This is a genomic window from Fulvimarina uroteuthidis, assembly GCF_034321785.1.
GTDB classification, from domain to species: Bacteria; Pseudomonadota; Alphaproteobacteria; order Rhizobiales; family Rhizobiaceae; genus Fulvimarina; species Fulvimarina uroteuthidis.
The window spans coordinates 326,924-344,176 of the sequence record NZ_JAXLPB010000004.1 but is presented as its reverse complement, the minus strand read 5'-3'; the positions used below and the strand labels follow the sequence as shown (position 1 = coordinate 344,176).

The window sequence follows — 17,253 nt, the reverse complement described above, 5'->3', positions numbered from 1 at the left end:
GAATTCACGGACACGTTCGGTTCGTCCCGTCCCTTCCGGACCGAACGTCATGACTGGGTGCCTTTTCCTCAAAAAGGCACCCAGTCATTTTTTTTGCCGGTCGCCGGTGCCACCGGCCGCCCGCGATCCGCAACATCAATGTTCGGGAGGCGGGGCCGACTCGTCCGTCGACACCGCGTCGGTGGTGCGCGGCGCGCTTTCGCCTTCGCCGTCGAGACGTTCGATGAAGACGTTGACCGGGCCGGCCTGCATCTGCCCGAACGGCGTGCAGAACGCGATCTCCGCCGCGTCGCGGCCAACGCCGATGCGCACGAGACCGTCGAGATCGGCCTGTCGGGTCGCGTCGAACAACCACCAGCGTCCGCCCATATAGGCTTCGAAGATCGCGTGGAAATCCGGCGGGACGAGGCCGTAGGCGTAGCAACTGACGAACCGGGCCGGAATGCCGAGCGCGCGGCAGAATGCGATCGCGATGTGGGAGAAGTCGCGGCACACGCCGGCGCGCAAAAGAAGGCTCTCGTCCGCCGTCGTCTCGCCATCGGACGTGCCGCGCTTGTAGTCGATATTGGCGCAGATCCAGTTGCAGATCGACGTGACGCGCTCGAAGCCGGTGTCCAGCTGGCCGAATTCGCGCAAGGCGAACGAGGCGAGCCTGTCCGAGGAGACGAAGCGCGAGGGCAGGAGGTAGGGCAGCACCTCGAGCGGCAGGTCGCTGACCGGCGTTTCGGCGATCGAGGCCGGATCGGCGTGGAGGACGTCGAGATCGACGCTCGCTTCGTAATGCAGGTTGAAGGGACCCGGCTCCGCATTGATCGCGAGATAGCGCGTGTCGTTGCCCGGCACCACGTGGATCCGACGCGCATAATCCGGCGTGAGGGTCAAGGTCTCGGAAAGCCGGCGATGGTGCGGGATCCGTGCCGCCTCCACATTGAAGACGAAAAGGGTCGGTGCCGTCACCTCGTAGGAAAGGTCACAGCCGAAACGGTATCGCATGCTCATTGAGCGCCTCGAAGGAAAGAGGGGAAGGATCGCCGGTCGCAACTGTGCCGGAAGATCGACGCCACCACAATCGATGCGACCGGAATTGGTTCCGGTGAGCCGGAAAACCGTGCCTCCGTGCCTGCCGACGCGCCCGCGATCTCTGGACGTGCGAGAGAGCGACGATCGCGCTGCGAACGCGGTCGCCGTCGGGATTGCGTCATCGGGCCGAAAAAAGAGATTGCGCTGTTGAGTAATATAGTAATACTTTTCGATCGAGGCGACGGGAGGTCGCCCTCGTTCACTTCTGGGAGGAATTTCATGCTCATCCGCCGTGCGCTTGCCGCAACCCTGATTTCGGGCCTCATGGCCTCCACCACCATCGCAGCCGGTGCCGCCGACATGACCGTCGGCTTTTCGCAGATCGGCTCCGAATCGGGATGGCGCGCCGCCGAAACCTCGCTGACCAAGAGTCAGGCGGAAGAGCGCGGCATCGACCTCAAATTCGCCGATGCCCAGCAGAAGCAGGAAAATCAGATCAAGGCGGTCCGTTCGTTCATCGCCCAGGGCGTCGACGCGATCCTGATCGCACCGGTCGTGGCGACCGGTTGGGAAGGCGTTCTGGAAGAAGCCAAGGATGCCGAAATTCCGGTCGTCCTGCTCGACCGCCAGATTGATGCGCCGGAGGATCTCTATCTGACCGCCGTCACGTCCGATCAGGTGCATGAAGGCAAGGTGGCCGGCGAATGGCTGGTCAAGGATGTCGGCGATGCGGAGTGCAACGTCGTCGAGCTTCAGGGCACCACGGGCTCCTCGCCCGCGATCAACCGCAAGCAGGGTTTCGAGGAGGCGATCGCCGGCCACGACAACATCAAGATCATCCGATCCCAGACCGGCGACTTCACCCGGACCAAGGGCAAGGAAGTGATGGAAAGCTTCATCAAGGCGGAAGACGGCGGCAAGAACATCTGCGCCCTCTACGCGCACAATGACGACATGGCGGTCGGCGCCATCCAGGCGATCAAGGAAGCGGGCCTCAAGCCCGGCACCGATATCAAGGTGGTCTCGATCGATGCGGTTCCGGACATCTTCCAGGCCATGGCGGCCGGCGAGGCGAACGCCACCGTCGAATTGACGCCGAACATGGCAGGCCCGGCCTTCGATGCCCTCGAAAAGTACAAGGCCGACGGGACCGAGCCGCCGAAATGGATTCAGACCGAATCCAAGCTCTATACCCAGGCGGACGACCCGATGAAGGTCTACGAGGAAAAGAAGGGCCTCGGCTACTAAGCCGTCGCGCTCTTCGTCCTCGCACGGCAGGGCGCGCCCGGGTCCCTTTCCCAACATGCGGGATCGGGGCGCGCCCCTGCCACTCGTTCTTCACGGCCGCAACCGTCTTGTCCGCGTCGACGATCATGTCCTCGTGCGGTCGGCCGCTTTGACTTCGGAGCAAGGGATGGTCGATGACCGTTTGGCCGATCGGGCTGCCGGATCGGGGGCGCAGCGCGCGTCCATGCCCGCAGCGGGCGAGGGTGCGGGCCACCCGCTTCTGGACGCCCGGCAGATCACGAAGACCTTTCTCGGCATGAAGGCGCTGGATCAGGTCGACTTCTCGCTGCGAGCCGGGGAGGTCCACGCGCTCCTCGGCGAGAACGGCGCGGGCAAGTCGACGATGATCAAGGTCCTGACCGGAGCCTATCGCAGGGATGGCGGCACGGTCCGCCTCGACGGCGTGCCGGTCGATCCGCGCGACGTGACCGAAGCCCAGGCGCTGGGCATCGGCACGGTCTATCAGGAGGTCAACCTGCTGCCGAACCTGACGGTCGCCGAAAACCTGTTTCTGGGACGCGAGCCGAAACGCTTCGGTTTCATCGACGTGCGCGCGATGAACCGCATGGCGGCCGCGATCGTGTCGCGTTACGGCCTTGCGATCGACGTCGCGGCCCTGCTGTCGGACTATTCGGTCGCCATCCGGCAGATCGTCGCGATCGCCCGCGCCGTCGATCTGTCCGGCAAGGTGCTCATCCTCGACGAGCCGACGGCCAGCCTCGATGCGGCCGAAGTCGAGACGCTGTTCGCGATCATCCGCGATCTCAAGGCGCGGGGTCTCGGCATCGTCTTCATCACCCATTTCTTCGATCAGGTGTTCCGCATCGCCGATCGCGCCACCGTTCTGCGCAACGGCAAGCTGGTGGGCACGGTCGATATCGAAGGACTCGACCGGCTCGACCTCGTCTCGATGATGCTCGGCCACGACCTGGCCGTCGAGGAGAGCCGGGACCGCGCGGCGACGGCGGACGGGGCGGCCGGAACCCCGCTGGTCACGTTCGATAATTTCGGCAAGCGGGGACAGGTCGCGCCCTTCGACCTGACGATCCGGCGCGGCGAGGTCGTCGGCGTCGCCGGTCTGCTGGGGTCGGGCCGAACGCAGACCGCGGAACTGATGTTCGGCATCCACGAGGCCGACAGCGGAACCGCGACCCTCTACGACGGGTCCAAGCCTCGCGTGCTCGCGCTCAGATCCCCCCGGGCGGCGATCGAGGCCGATTTCGGGTTCTGTCCGGAAGATCGCAAGGAAGACGGGATCATCGCCGACCTGTCCGTTCGCGAGAACATCGTTCTGGCGCTCCAGGCGCGGCGCGGCTGGGCAAGACCGCTGTCGCGGCGCGAACAGGTGGAGATCGCGGACCGCTACATCGCAGCCCTCGACATCCGCACCACCGATCGCGAGAAGCCGATCAAGTTCCTGTCCGGCGGCAACCAGCAGAAGGCGATCCTCGCCCGCTGGCTGGCCACGAATCCGAAGTTCCTGATCCTCGACGAGCCGACGCGCGGCATCGATGTCGGGGCCCATGCCGAGATCATCAAGCTGATCGAACGGCTCTGCGACGACGGGGTCTCGCTGCTCGTCATCTCGTCGGAGCTCGAGGAGCTCGTCGTCTACTCCCATCGCATCATCGTCCTGTCCGATCGCCGTCACGTGGCCGAGCTGACGGGGGAGGCGGTCACCAGCGCGCGGATCATGCAGGCCATGGCCGACGAGGGGCCGGACGCCGCGAAGAACAGAGAGGTCGCGGCATGATCGGCTCGATCGGCAAGACCCTCCGGCGCCTTGCACCACAGCTCGTGGCGCTGATCGTGATCCTCGGACTGAACGCGGCGATCTCGCCCGGCTTTCTCGACATTTCCTACCAGAACGGCCGGCTCTACGGCAGCCTGATCGACATTCTCAACCGGGGTGCGCCGGTGGCGCTCCTGGCCATCGGCATGACGCTCGTCATCGCCACCAAGGGGATCGATCTGTCGGTGGGCGCGGTGATGGCGATCACCGGGGCCGTCGCGGCCGCGATGATCACGTCCGGCTCCGGGCCGGCGGCGGCGATCCTGGCCGCGATCGGCGTCGGCATCCTGTGCGGATTGTGGAACGGCGCGCTCGTCTCGCTGCTCTCGATCCAGCCGATCATCGCGACGCTGATCCTGATGGTGGCCGGGCGCGGCATCGCGCAGCTGATCACCGAGGGAATCATTCTCACCTTCAACGATCCCGGGCTCATCTTCTTCGGCAGCGGCCATATCGTCGGGGTGCCCATGCCGGTGATCCTCTGGATCACGCTCGGCGCCGCCGTCGCCATGCTGGTGCGGATGACCGCGCTCGGCATGCTGATCGAGGCGGTCGGCGTCAACCGGAAGGCCTCGATGCTGGCGGGTGTCGGCACCGTGTTCCTGCTCTTCACCGTCTATGCCGCCTCCGGCCTCTGCGCGGCGGTCGCCGGCGTGATCGCGGCCGCCGACATTCGCGGCGCGGACGCCAACAATGCCGGGCTCTGGCTCGAACTCGACGCCATTCTCGCGGTCGTCATCGGCGGCACGTCGCTTCTCGGCGGCCGGTTCTCGATCCTCGGATCGCTGATCGGGGCGATGGTGATCCAGTCGGTGAACACCGGCATTCTTCTCGCGGGCTTTAAGCCGGAATTCAACCTGATCATCAAGGCGGCGATCATCGTCGTCATCCTGATCGTCCAGTCGCCGCGGGCCCACGTCTTTCTCGGCTTCCTCGCACGACAGAGGCGGTCGGACAGGCGAGCCGGCCCGACCCTGCAAGGATCCGCGAGCACCAAGGAGCGCGCCGCACCATGACCGGTTCCCGCTATTTCCCGCTGCTGACGACGCTGGCGATCTTCGTCTTCGCCTATGCGCTGTGCTACTCGCAATATCCCAACATGCTGTCGACGCGCGTCATCGGCAATCTCCTGACCGACAATGCCTTCCTCGGCATCTGCGCGGTCGGCATGACCTTCGTCATCCTGTCGGGCGGGATCGACCTGTCCATCGGCTCGGTCATCGCCTTCACGGGCGTCTTCGTGGCGGTCGCCATGGGCGAGTGGGGCCTGCCGCCGCTTCTGGCCTTCGCCCTCGTCCTGTCCATCGCGGCGGTGTTCGGCGCGATCATGGGGGCGATGATCCATTATCTCGACATGCCGTCCTTCATCGTCACGCTGGCGGGCATGTTTCTGGCGCGTGGCATGGCGTTTCTCCTGTCCACCCAGTCGGTGCCGATCGACCAGCCGCTCTACGAGACCTTGCAATCGCTGTATTTCCGCCTGCCCGGCGGCGGCCGTCTGACCTTCGTCGGCATGGTGATGATCGCCGTCTTCATCGCCGGCATCGTGATCGCCCAGCGCACGCGGTTCGGCCGGAACGTCTACGCGCTGGGCGGAAACCGGCAGTCGGCCGAACTCATGGGCGTTCCTGTCGCAGCGACGACCATCGGAATCTATGCTCTGTCGAGCTTCCTCGCAGGCTTGTCGGGCATCGTGTTTTCGCTCTACACGACGGCCGGCTACTCGCTGGCGGCCGTCGGCGTCGAGCTCGACGCGATCGCCGCCGTCGTGATCGGCGGAACCCTTTTGACCGGTGGCTCCGGCTTCGTTGCCGGCACGTTTCTTGGAATCATGATCATGGGCCTCATTCAGACTTACATCGTGTTCGACGGCACGCTTTCGAGCTGGTGGACCCGCATCGTCATCGGCCTGCTCCTGTTCGCGTTCATCGCCCTGCAGCGTGGCCTGACCGTCTATTCCGAACGGCGCGCGGCCGCCGCCCAAGTCGCGGCGGCCTGATGGGGCTTCTCGACCAGACCCTCAACGGATCGACGACGCGCACCAGCCACGCTCTCGTCGTGCGCGACCTCGGTCGCCAGATCGTGGTCGGGACCTTTCCGCCAGGTTCGATCCTGCCCAACGACAAGGAACTCAGCCTGCGCTTCGGCGTCTCGCGAACGGTGCTGCGCGAAGCCATGAAGACGCTCGCGGCCAAACACCTGATCGAGCCCAAGGCCCGCGTGGGCACGACGGTTCTCGATCCGGTGCGCTGGAATCTGCTCGATGCCGACGTCCTGCGTTGGCGGGTGGAAGACGGTCTCGACGCCGTCTTCCTCGCAGATCTCACCACCATGCGCCGGGCCTTCGAGCCGGAGGCCGCGGCGCTCGCCGCGCGCCGCGCGACGAGCGGGGCGATCGCCGAACTCTACGCCATCGCCGACCGATTGTCCGACCCGCACCACGATCCTTCGAGCCTTGCCGAGGTCGATCTCGAATTTCACCTGCGGGTTGCCGACGCCTCGCTGAATCCGTTCATGCGCTCGTTCACGAGCCTGATCGAGGCCGCGCTCGCCATCTCGTTCAAGACCAGTTCGCCAGCTCTGACCGCGGAAGGCCTTGCCGAATGCGCCGTCAACCATCGCCGGATCGTCGAGGCGATCGAGGACCGGAACGAGGCCGCGGCGCGCGAGGCGATGATTCGGGTCATCGATTACGGTGCGTCCCGGGCAAGCAAGGTGCTCGCGCGCAAGGCGTGAGCGCGCCCGGCAGGGTTTTAGGTCCGGCAGGCGAAGCTGCGTCCACCCGGGCGTCCGGCTTTGCACGCAAGGGGAGTATGGTCTGAAGCACAACGATGTTTTCGCTCGACAAGGTGCCAGACCACCCGATATCTGGACCAAATATTCGCAATCGATCAACGGTGGCGGACAGGTGTCCGTGTGGCAGGCCAAGCCGCTTGAGAACAACGAGTGCATCAGAATCCATGACCGACTATGCCGCGATCCTGGCTGGAATTCCCCAGCCCTATCTCGTGCTCGACACTGATCTGACGATCGTCGCCGCGACGGATGCCTATCTCGAAACGACCGACAGCCGCCGCGCCGATATTGTCGGCCGTCATATCCTTCAGGCCTTCCCCGAAAACCCGTCCGAATCGGGGGCTGCGGAGCAGGGGCCGCTCGAGGTCTCGCTGCGCCATGTCCTCTCGACCGGCGAGCCGCACGAGATGGCGGTCATCCAGTACGATCTGCCGCAGGCCGGCGGCGGCTTCGAGCAGCGCTTCTGGACCCCGTCCCACAGCCCCGTGAAGGCCGAGGACGGCAGCGTCCGCTATATCATCCAGAACCCGATGGACGTCACGGCCAGCGTGCTGGAGAGCCGCGAGGCCGATGCGCGGCTTCGCGTTGCGCTTCACGCGGCCGATCTGGGCTCGTGGGAATACGAGCCGGAAACCGATATCTGGCGCAGAAGCGCCGCGGTGGACGAGATCTTCGGATTCGAACCCGGCGAGGGCGGTCCGGTCGCCGCGCCCTTCTTCGCCCGGATCCATCCCGACGACATTGACGGCGTCATGAAGACCGTGGCGGACGCGTTCGAGCATGCGGACCAGACCTTGATCCGCTTCGACTACCGCATCGTCGATCCGGTGTCGGGCTCCGTCCGCTATGTCGTCTCGCGCGGCGAGGTGTTGCGGACCGCCTCGGGCAAGGCCCGGCTGATCGGCGTCATGATGGACGTGACGACGGACCGGCTGCGCGAGGAGGCCCTCGGCAAGGCGGTGGCGGCTCAGCAGGACCTGCTCGTCCAGAAGGACCTTCTGCTGGCGGAGGTGAACCATCGGGTCAAGAACTCGCTGCAGCTCGTGGTCAGCGCCCTCAGTCTCCAGGCGAGACGGCTTTCCGAGCCGGCGATCAAGTCCGCCTTCGAACAGGCGATCTCGCGGGTGCGGGCCATCACCTCGGTGCATGAGCGCCTCTACAAGACCGACAACCCGCTCGTCGTCGACATGGCGGACTATCTGAACGGCCTGTGCGCCGAGCTTGCCGAGCATTCCGAATTGCGCGATCTCGTCCGGATCGATGTGGATCAAATCCGGGTCCGGACGGAGCGGGCCATTCCGATCGCGCTCATCGTCAACGAGTTGATCACGAACGCCCTGAAATATGCCTATCCCGAGGGGACGTCCGGCCCGATCACCCTTTCGCTGAAGGCCTTGCCTGATGAGATGATCGAACTGTCGGTCGCCGACGAGGGCGTCGGGGCTGCGAGCGCGACGACGGCGCAAGGGTTGGGCACCCGGCTCGTGCAGGCCATGAGCGCCCAGATCGAGGGACATGTCGAGGTCACCGACGCGGGCCGGGGTTACAGGACGCGGGTGGTCTTTCCGGCAGGTGACGCGAAATGACCCTTCGAATCCTGATCGTCGAAGACGAGTTGCTCCTGGCCATGGACCTGGAAGACATTCTTCTGGAGGCCGGATATGTGGTGGCGGGCCACGCGACCGACATGAAACAGGCGATCGCGCTCGCCGAAGGCTCCGGGAGCCGGATCGACGTCGCGATCATGGACGTCAATCTGGCACGGGGCTCGAACGGGGTGGAGACCGCGGGGGTGCTGCGCCGGCGCTGGAACATTCCGTCGCTCTTCCTGAGCGGAAATCTCGACGAACGCACGCGGGCGCTGGCGTCCGAATGGGCCCCGATCGGTTTCGTCGGCAAGCCGTTCTCCGAGCGCGAGGTGCTGAAGGCGCTTTCCTGCGTTGAAGTGGTGACGTGAGACCCGCCCCCTTTCGCCATCGGGGCCAAGGCCTCGAACGCCGTTTCCCGCATCGGCTTCAGGCCGTGCGACGACCCGGCCTGACGCAGCGGCAAAAACCGCTTGCCGGACAACGCCAAACGCGTCACGCTGAAACGCGACGATGCCGCTGCGTCATGAAGCGGCGCGACCGCGTCGGTCCGAGCGATGCGGCGCGAATTTTAATTGTCATGACAACGTGATAGCCGTCGCGCGATGGCGGCACGGGGCTTTCCGTGCCGCCATGTTTCAACAGCTTTCGCCGTCGGCGCCGCGCATGGCGGACGGCTTCGAACAAGAGGTACCGATGACCGTCTCCCCCATGCTCACACGCGGGATCGCCGCGTCGCTCGCAGCAGCCCTGTCCCTGACGTCGAGCCTTGCCGCGGCACAGGATGCCGGCGCGAAGATGTCGATGGACGAACTCGTCGCCGCAGCGAAGGAAGAAGGTCAGCTCACCACCATCGCGCTGCCGCACGACTGGTGCAATTACGGCGAGATGATCGAGGGCTTCAAGGCCAAGTACGGCATCACCGTCAACGAGTTGAATCCCAATGCCGGGTCCGGCGACGAGATCGAGGCGATCAAGGCGAACAAGGGCAATACCGGCCCGCAGGCGCCGGACGTGATCGACGTCGGCCTCTCGTTCGGCCCCGCCGCCAAGGCCGAGGAACTGATCCAGCCCTACAAGGTCGCGACCTGGGACGAGATCCCGGACGATGCCAAGGATGCCGACGGCTACTGGTACGGCGATTATTACGGCGTTCTGGCCTTCCTCGTGAACACCGACATCATCGACACGGTTCCGAAGGACTGGTCCGACCTGATGAACGAGGACTATGCCAACGCTGTGTCGCTCGCCGGTGATCCGCGCTCTTCGGCGCAGGCGATCCAGTCGGTCTATGCCGCAGGTCTTGCGGAAAGCCCCGAGGGCGATGCGAAAGCCGTCGGCGAGGCCGGTCTGAACTTCTTCAAGATGCTGAACGAGGCCGGAAACTTCGTGCCGGTGGTCGGTCTGACGGCCACGCTCGCGCAGGGCACGACGCCGATCCTCGTCACTTGGGACTACAACGCGCTCGCGGCCCGCGACACGCTCGCCGGCAACCCGGCGACCGAGGTCGTGGTGCCGGAATCCGGCGTCGTGGCAGGCGTCTACGTCCAGGCGATCTCCGCCTATGCGCCGCATCCCAACGCCGCCAAGCTGTGGATGGAGTATCTCTATTCGGACGAAGGTCAGCTGACCTATCTGGAAGGCTACTGCCATCCGATCCGCTTCAACGCCATGTCCGCCGCCGGCAAGATCCCCCAGGATCTCCTCGACAAGCTGCCGCCGGCCGCGGCCTATGAAAAGGCGAAGTTCCCGACCCTCGAGGATCAGGACGCCGCCAAGACGGTGATCACCGAGCAGTGGGACAGCGTCGTCGGCGCGACGGTCCAGTAAGAACGGCAGGGCCTTTCGGCCGCGTCCGGGCGCTTCCTTCTGTGGACGAGCCCGGGCGCGGCCTGTTTCAGGTGGCGGCGGTGAGTGATCGAGTGGGAAGCCAGGGCGGATGAACGCAAAAGACCTCGCGGCATCGGGCCGGCGAGAAGACGAAGGACGGGTCGCGACGCGCCCACCCGCCCGCTCCCTTGCATGGATCGGCGTGACGCCGTTCTTCGCCTTCGCCGCGCTGTTCCTCATCGTCCCGACGCTGACGCTCGTCGTCGGCGCGTTCCAGACGCCGTCGGGCGAGCCCACACTCCAGAACATCCAGGACCTCTTCACGCCGCAGATCATGGCGGCCTATTCGATCTCGATCCAGATCAGCATCGCCTCGGCGGGGCTCGGCGCCGTCATCGGGTTCTTCCTCGCCTATGCGATCGTTCATGGCGGCCTGCCGGGCTGGATCCGTCCGTCGCTCGTCACCTTTTCGGGCGTCGCCTCGAACTTCGCGGGCATTCCGCTGGCCTTCGCCTTCATCGCCACGCTCGGCCGTGTCGGCCTCGTGACGCTGTTCCTGAAGGACGCCTTCGACGTCAACATCTACAGCTACGGCTTCAATCTCCTGTCCTTCTGGGGGCTGACGATCACCTATCTCTATTTCCAGATTCCCCTGATGATCCTGATCATCACGCCGGCGCTGGACGGGCTGAAGACCGAGTGGCGGGAGGCATCGGCGATTCTCGGCGCGTCGAACTGGCAATATTGGCGCCATATCGGGCTGCCGGTGCTGGCGCCTTCCATCCTCGGCTGCTTTCTCCTCCTGTTCGCCAACGCCTTCGGCGCGATCGCAACGGCCTACGCGCTGACGGGATCCTCCCTCAACATCGTGCCGATCCTGCTTTACGCGCAGATCCGCGGCAACGTGCTCTACAATCCCAATCTCGGCTATGCGCTGGCCGTCGGCATGATCGTGATCACCGGCTGCTCCAACCTTCTCTATCTCTGGCTGCGCGCCCGCGCCGAGCGGTGGCAGCGATGAGCCCGTCCCGGGGTCCGCGCGAAGCCGGGCGCGCGTCGAGGGCCGGTCCCTACGTCATCGTCGTCGTCGGCATCCTCTATTTCGTGCTGCCGCTCGTGGCGACCTTCGAATTCTCCCTTTCGATGCTGCGCGGGGTCTGGAGCTTCGAGGCCTACAGGTCGGTCTTTTCCGACGAACGGTTCCGCCAGACCTTCACCTTCTCGATCGTGGCGGCGCTCCTGACCATCGTCGTCGGCTCGCTGCTCATCGTGCCGACCGCCTATTGGGTGCGGCTGCGATTCCCCAAGCTCCGTCCCCTGGTCGAGTTCATCACGCTTCTCCCCCTGGTGATCCCACCCATCGTTCTCGTCTTCGGCTATCTGAGGCTCTACAACTCCTCCTCCTTCCTGCCGTTCACCGGCAGCGCGAACGGCACCTATGTCCTGCTGGTCTTCGGCTATGTGGTCCTGTCCATGCCCTACATGTTCCGCGCGGTGGATACGGGCATGGCGGCCATCGACATCCGCACCCTGACGGAGGCCGCCGAAAGCCTCGGCGCGAACCGCATCACGATTCTCTTCCGGGTGATCCTGCCCAATGTCCGGGCGGCGGTGCTGTCCGGTGCGTTTCTGTCCTTCGCCATCGTGATCGGCGAGTTCGTGCTGGCCAGCCTTCTCAACCAGCCGGCCTTCGGCCCCTATCTCGCGCTCGTCGGCACCAACAGGGCCTATGAGCCATCGGCGCTGGCGATCATCGCATTCGCCGTCACCTGGATCTGCATGGGCCTGCTTCAGGTCGCCGGGCGCCAGCGTCGCAAACAACCGAACCCGAGGCGATCGATCCGATCCCTCCTGACACTGTCGAGGCGTGCCCGCGGATGAGTTTCCTGTCGATCACCCATGTCTCGAAGAGCTTCGGACCGACCACGGTCGTCAAGGATTTCGACCTGTCCGTCGAACGCGGCGAGTTCGTCTCCTTTCTCGGCCCGTCCGGCTGCGGCAAGACCACGATGCTGCGCATGATCGCCGGGTTCGAGACGCCTTCGGCGGGCCGCATCGTCATCGATGGCGAGGACGTGACGGACGTGCCCGCCAACAGGCGCCGCATCGGCATGGTGTTCCAGGCCTATGCGCTGTTTCCCAATCTCACGGTGCACGACAATATCGCCTTCGGTCTGATGGTCGCGGGACGGCCGAAGCGGGAGATCGCACCGCGGGTCGCGGAGATGCTGGCCTTGATCGGCCTGCCGCAGCTCGGCGACCGCTACCCGTACCAATTGTCCGGCGGCCAGCAGCAGCGCGTGGCGCTGGCAAGGGCGCTGGCGCCGAGCCCGCGCGTGCTGCTTCTCGACGAGCCGCTGTCGGCGCTCGACGCCAAGATCCGCGTGTCCTTGCGCGAGGAAATACGCGAGCTGCAGCGAAAGCTCGGCATCACGACCATCTTCGTGACCCACGATCAGGAAGAGGCGCTCTCCATGTCGGACCGGATCGCGGTGATGTATGGCGGCCGGATCGAGCAGTGCGGCGCGCCCTTCGCCATCTACAACCAGCCCGCGACCCGGTTCGTCGCAAGCTTCATCGGCACGCTCAGCTTGATCGAGGGCATCAAGGGCGAGGGGGCGACGGTGCATGTCGATGGCCAGCCGATCACCCTCGACGCGGTGCCGGAGGTCGCCCCCGGTGCCCCCGTGACCTTGGCGCTCAGGCCCGAAGCCGTGAAGCTCGACGCCTCGCCCGATCGCATCAACACGCTGAACGGCCATGTCGAGACGTCGCAGTTCCTGGGTTCGGTGGTGCGGCTGAAGCTTTCGGTGGCGGGCGGCAGCGTACTGGTCGATACGTTCAACCGGCCGACCGCGCCGCCGCCACGGTCGGGCGAGAGCGTGGCGCTGCATTTCGGACCGAGCGACGTGTTCGCCCTTGCCCCGCAAGAGGCGAACCCTTCGGCCCTGCCTGCAATCGCCTGATCGACACGGATCTTCTAAGCGTCATCCCCGCGCGAGCGCGCCCTGCGGAGCACGATCGCGGCGCCGACGATCGTCAGGCCCGCCAGCGCGAACCAGGTCAGCGCGTAGGCGAGATGGGAATTGCGGAAATCCGTCTTGGTGAGACCGGCGATCGGATAGCCCCCTGCGCCGACCGGGCGCCGCTCCGACACGCCGCGCGCGGGGTTGTCGACGTCCACGAAATAGGGGGCGACCGGATCCGGAAGCGATCTGGCTGCGGCGATGGCGGCCACGTCCCGGGAATACCAGCGGTCCGCCTCCGGATCGTTGCTGCGCAGGAACCCGCCACCGGTCTGGCTGAGGCGAAGAAGGCCGGCGAGAGCGATCTCGCCCGTCGGCGGATCGATCCGTGCCGCGATCGCGCGCGACGGCACGAAGCCGCGATTGACGAGGACGGTGAAGCCACGCGCGTCGCGCAGCGGCGTCATCAGCCAGTATCCGCCGCCGTGATCGGTCACGGCCTGCGCCAGGACGCTGGAATCCTGAAGGAACCGTCCCTTTACCGCGACGCGGCGATATTCGTCGCCATTTCGGGTGAGCCGGTCCCATTCGGCGGGACCTGGCGCGGAAACCGGACCTGCGGCGGAGCGTTGTTCCACCGCTTCGATGAGGTCGACCTTCCAGGCGCGGCGCTCGATCTGCCAGATGCCCAGACCGACGAAAACGCCGAACAGGACCGCAGCGCCGAGCCCTGCCAGAACCAAAGCGCGCGTCCTTTGTCCCGCGCGTCTCGGTGGTCCCGTTTCGCCGTCGGATGGAGACAAGTCCGGTCCCGCCTGGTCTCGAGCCTCAGTTTTCCTCGACCGAGCCGAACGGCGCGATCTGATTGACCGGATTGTCCGTATGGCCGGACATTCCGCCCATCGCCCCGTCATGCTCCATCGGCATGTCGCCCATCGGCATCATGTTCTGGTTGAGATGATACATCACCCACAACGAGCCCGAAATGCAGATGATCACGAGAACCGCCGTGAAGATCAGCGCCATGATGGTCCATCCGCCTTCGGACTTGGAGTCCATGTGCAGGAAATAGATCATGTGCACGAAGATCTGCCCGATCGCGAAGGCGACGACGAGGGTCGCGGTGATCGCGCCGTCCTCGATCGGTCGCGCCATGACGAGCCAGAAGGGAATGGCCGTCATCACGACGGAGAGCAGGAAACCCGTCACGTAGCCGCCGAGGGTGGCGTGCGCCTCGCCGCCTTCCATATGGCTCGAGGCGCCGTCCTGGGCCTTGGCCGCGCCGTGCGGCGTCGTCGACGTGTTCGGGCTGGTCGCCATCAGATCATCCGGATGAGGTATACGAAGGTGAAGACGCCGATCCAGACGACGTCGAGGAAATGCCAGAACATGGACAGGCACATGACGCGCCGCCGGTTGGCGTCGATGAGGCCGCGGGAGCCGATCTGGATCATCAGCGTCGCCAGCCAGACGAGGCCGAACGCCACGTGCAGGCCATGGGTGCCGACCAGCGTGAAGAAGGACGACAGGAACCCGCTGCGCTGGGGCGTCGCGCCCTCCGCGATCATCACGCCGAACTCGTAGAGTTCGATGCCGAGGAAGCAGGCGCCGAGAAGCCCCGTCACGCCGAGCCAGAGAAGGACGAGGGCCTTCCGGCGGGCCTGCATCGCGATCATCGCGAAGCCGTAGGTGATCGAGGAGAACAGGAGGAGGCCCGTGTTCACCGCGACGAGGTGCAACTCGAAGATGTCTTCCGGGCGCGGTCCGGCCGCATAATTGCCCGCCAGTACCCCATAGGTCGCGAACAGGACCGCGAAGATGAGGCAGTCGCTCATCAGGTAGAACCAGAAGCCCAGCATGGTGCTGGAGCCCGCGGCATGCTCGTGCTCCTCGAGTGCGAAGAAGGCTTCGGGCGGCGTGGTGGCGGTGTTGGTCGCGCTGGACATGGCTCAGAACCGCCCCGCCAGTTTCGACGCGAAGGCCTGCTCGCTGGCGGCGACCTCGCCTGCCGGGATGTAATAGTCCCGGTCGTAGTTGAACGTGTGCCAGATCGCGTAGCCGATCAGGCCGAGGAAGCTCACGGCCGCCAGCCACCAGATGTACCAGACCAAAGCGAAACCGCAGACCGTGGACAGCCCGGCCAGAACGATGCCGGCGCCGGTGTTTCTGGGCATGTGGATCGGCTTGTAGCCTTCCATAGGACGCCTGAAATTGTTGCGCTTCATGTCGGTATAGGCGTCGATGTCGCGCACGATCGGCGTGAAGGCGAAATTGTAGTGCGGCGGCGGCGAGGAGGTCGCCCATTCGAGGGTCCTGCCGTCCCACGGATCGCCGGTCACGTCGCGCAGATATTTCCGGTCCCGGATCGAGACGTAGAACTGCATCAGCATGGCGCCGATGCCGACGGCGACGAGAAGCGCCCCGCCGGCTGCCACGAGAAACCAGATCTGCAGGGAGGGATCGTCGAACTCGCGCAGGCGCCGCGTCACGCCCATCAGCCCCAGCACGTAGAGCGGCATGAAGGCGACGTAGAAGCCGACGACCCAGAACCAGAACGAGACCTTGCCCCAGAACGCGTCGAGCCGGAAGCCGAACGCCTTGGGGAACCAGTAGTTGATCGCGGCGAACATGCCGAACAGGACGCCGCCGATGATGACGTTGTGGAAATGGGCGACGAGGAACAGCGAGTTGTGAAAGACGAAATCGACCGGGGGAACGGCGAGAAGTACGCCGGTCATGCCGCCGATGACGAAGGTGACGATGAAGGCGACCGTCCACATCATCGGCAGTTCGAACCGGATGCGGCCCTCGTACATGGTGAACAGCCAGTTGAAGATCTTCGCGCCCGTGGGGATCGAGATGATCATGGTGGTGATGGCGAAGAAGGAGTTGACGCTCGCGCCGTTGCCCATGGTGAAGAAGTGATGCAGCCAGACGAGATAGGACAGGATGGTGATGACGACGGTGGCGTAGACCATGGAGGTGTAGCCGAACAGGCGCTTGCCGCAGAAGGTCGAGGTCACCTCGGAGAACACGCCGAAGGCGGGCAGGATGAGGATGTAGACCTCTGGATGGCCCCAGATCCAGATGAGGTTGAAATACATCATCGAATTGCCGCCCATATCGTTCGTGAAGAAATGGGTGCCGACATAGCGGTCGAGGGTCAGGAGGGTGAGGACGGCGGTCAGGACCGGAAAGGAGGCGACGATGAGCACATTGGTGCACAGCGCCGTCCAGATGAAGATCGGCATGCGCATCAGGCTCATGCCCGGCGCGCGCATCTTGATGATGGTCACGAGGAGGTTGACGCCGGACAGGAGCGTTCCCACCCCGGCGATCTGCAGGCCCCACAGGTAATAGTCGACGCCGACCCCCGGACTGTACTCGGCGCTTGAAAGCGGCGGGAAGGCGAGCCAGCCGGTGCGTGCGAATTCGCCCACGAAGAGCGAGAGCATGATGATGACGGCGCCGCCGGCGGTCATCCAGAAAGAGAAGTTGTTGAGGAACGGGAACGCCACGTCGCGCGCGCCGATCTGGAGCGGGATGACGAAGTTCATGATGCCGGTGATCAGCGGCATGGCGACGAAGAAGATCATGATGACGCCGTGCGCGGTGAACACCTGATCGTAGTGGTGTGCGGGCAGGAACCCTTCGCTCCCGTTGAAGGCGAGTGCCTGCTGGGTTCGCATCAGGATCGCGTCGGCAAATCCGCGCAGCAGCATGACGATCGCCAGCACGATGTACATGATGCCGATCTTCTTGTGGTCGACGCTCGTGAACCAGTCGTTCCAGAGCGTGCCCCACCATCGGTAGTAGGTGATCGCGGCGACGAGCCCGGCGCCCGCGATCGCCACGACGAGAAAGGTCGCGACCAGGATCGGATCGTAATACGGGATCGACTGGAGCGTCAGGCGCCCGAAGATCAGCTGGGTGATGTCGATGTTCGAAAGCATTGAAGCGCTTCTGTCGTTTGTGC

General features: G+C 65.0%; 15 protein-coding genes and 1 pseudogene. 11 read left to right on the top strand and 5 right to left on the bottom strand.

The window, feature by feature from the left end; translation table 11 throughout:
• Nucleotides 1-135 precede the first annotated feature (135 nt).
• Nucleotides 136-993, bottom strand: a complete 858-nt coding sequence (locus U0C82_RS13845; protein ID WP_322187748.1) for a transglutaminase-like domain-containing protein — start codon at nt 991-993, stop codon at nt 136-138.
• Nucleotides 994-1,299: 306 nt separating this feature from the next.
• Here U0C82_RS13845 and ytfQ point away from each other — a divergent pair, with 306 nt between their 5' ends.
• From ytfQ to U0C82_RS13790, 11 genes are all read left to right on the top strand, one after another.
• Nucleotides 1,300-2,268: a galactofuranose ABC transporter, galactofuranose-binding protein YtfQ gene (gene ytfQ, locus U0C82_RS13840; protein ID WP_322187747.1), complete on the top strand. Its 969-nt coding sequence runs from the start codon at nt 1,300-1,302 to the stop codon at nt 2,266-2,268.
• A gap of 223 nt (nt 2,269-2,491) precedes the next feature.
• Nucleotides 2,492-4,060 (top strand): galactofuranose ABC transporter, ATP-binding protein YtfR, encoded by a 1,569-nt coding sequence (gene ytfR / locus U0C82_RS13835; protein ID WP_322187841.1) that lies wholly within the window; start codon nt 2,492-2,494, stop codon nt 4,058-4,060.
• A complete protein-coding gene (locus U0C82_RS13830) occupies nt 4,057-5,115 on the top strand; it encodes an ABC transporter permease (RefSeq protein ID WP_322187746.1) in 1,059 nt (352 codons plus the stop codon). The genes ytfR and U0C82_RS13830 overlap by 4 nt, the downstream gene beginning before the upstream one ends.
• Complete coding sequence (gene yjfF, locus U0C82_RS13825) at nt 5,112-6,098, top strand: galactofuranose ABC transporter, permease protein YjfF (RefSeq protein ID WP_322187745.1); 987 nt, start codon at nt 5,112-5,114, stop codon at nt 6,096-6,098. Before U0C82_RS13830 ends, yjfF begins: the two co-directional genes overlap by 4 nt.
• Complete coding sequence (locus tag U0C82_RS13820) at nt 6,098-6,835, top strand: FadR/GntR family transcriptional regulator (RefSeq protein ID WP_322187744.1); 738 nt, start codon at nt 6,098-6,100, stop codon at nt 6,833-6,835. Before yjfF ends, U0C82_RS13820 begins: the two co-directional genes overlap by 1 nt.
• A gap of 224 nt (nt 6,836-7,059) precedes the next feature.
• Nucleotides 7,060-8,481, top strand: coding sequence for a sensor histidine kinase (locus U0C82_RS13815; RefSeq protein ID WP_322187743.1), 1,422 nt, complete (start codon nt 7,060-7,062; stop codon nt 8,479-8,481).
• Nucleotides 8,478-8,852 (top strand): response regulator, encoded by a 375-nt coding sequence (locus tag U0C82_RS13810; protein ID WP_322187742.1) that lies wholly within the window; start codon nt 8,478-8,480, stop codon nt 8,850-8,852. Before U0C82_RS13815 ends, U0C82_RS13810 begins: the two co-directional genes overlap by 4 nt.
• A gap of 325 nt (nt 8,853-9,177) precedes the next feature.
• Nucleotides 9,178-10,311 carry an ABC transporter substrate-binding protein gene (locus U0C82_RS13805; RefSeq protein ID WP_416186677.1) on the top strand — a complete coding sequence of 378 codons (1,134 nt, stop codon included), beginning with the start codon at nt 9,178-9,180 and terminating at the stop codon, nt 10,309-10,311.
• 196 nt (nt 10,312-10,507) lie between these two features.
• Nucleotides 10,508-11,332 (top strand): ABC transporter permease, encoded by an 825-nt coding sequence (locus U0C82_RS13800; RefSeq protein ID WP_322187839.1) that lies wholly within the window; start codon nt 10,508-10,510, stop codon nt 11,330-11,332.
• Nucleotides 11,329-12,192, top strand: a complete 864-nt coding sequence (locus U0C82_RS13795; protein ID WP_322187741.1) for an ABC transporter permease — start codon at nt 11,329-11,331, stop codon at nt 12,190-12,192. The genes U0C82_RS13800 and U0C82_RS13795 overlap by 4 nt, the downstream gene beginning before the upstream one ends.
• On the top strand, nt 12,189-13,277 hold the full coding sequence (locus U0C82_RS13790; protein ID WP_322187740.1) for an ABC transporter ATP-binding protein: 1,089 nt from the start codon (nt 12,189-12,191) through the stop codon (nt 13,275-13,277). Before U0C82_RS13795 ends, U0C82_RS13790 begins: the two co-directional genes overlap by 4 nt.
• A 14-nt stretch (nt 13,278-13,291) precedes the next feature.
• Here the strand turns inward: U0C82_RS13790 and U0C82_RS13785 are convergent, their stop codons facing one another.
• The 4 genes and pseudogenes from U0C82_RS13785 to cyoB form a co-directional block, all read right to left on the bottom strand.
• The gene (locus U0C82_RS13785) at nt 13,292-14,020 is read right to left on the bottom strand and encodes an SURF1 family protein (RefSeq protein WP_416186676.1); all 729 of its coding nucleotides are present in this window, start codon (nt 14,018-14,020) and stop codon (nt 13,292-13,294) included.
• Nucleotides 14,021-14,189: 169 nt separating this feature from the next.
• A pseudogene (gene cyoD, locus U0C82_RS13780) lies at nt 14,190-14,525 on the bottom strand (cytochrome o ubiquinol oxidase subunit IV); the annotation flags it as partial.
• A 71-nt stretch (nt 14,526-14,596) separates the two neighbouring features.
• Nucleotides 14,597-15,223: a cytochrome o ubiquinol oxidase subunit III gene (gene cyoC / locus U0C82_RS13775; RefSeq protein WP_322187739.1), complete on the bottom strand. Its 627-nt coding sequence runs from the start codon at nt 15,221-15,223 to the stop codon at nt 14,597-14,599.
• Between the two features lie 3 nt (nt 15,224-15,226).
• Nucleotides 15,227-17,230 (bottom strand): cytochrome o ubiquinol oxidase subunit I, encoded by a 2,004-nt coding sequence (gene cyoB, locus U0C82_RS13770; RefSeq protein WP_322187738.1) that lies wholly within the window; start codon nt 17,228-17,230, stop codon nt 15,227-15,229.
• Between the last annotated feature and the right edge of the window lie 23 nt (nt 17,231-17,253).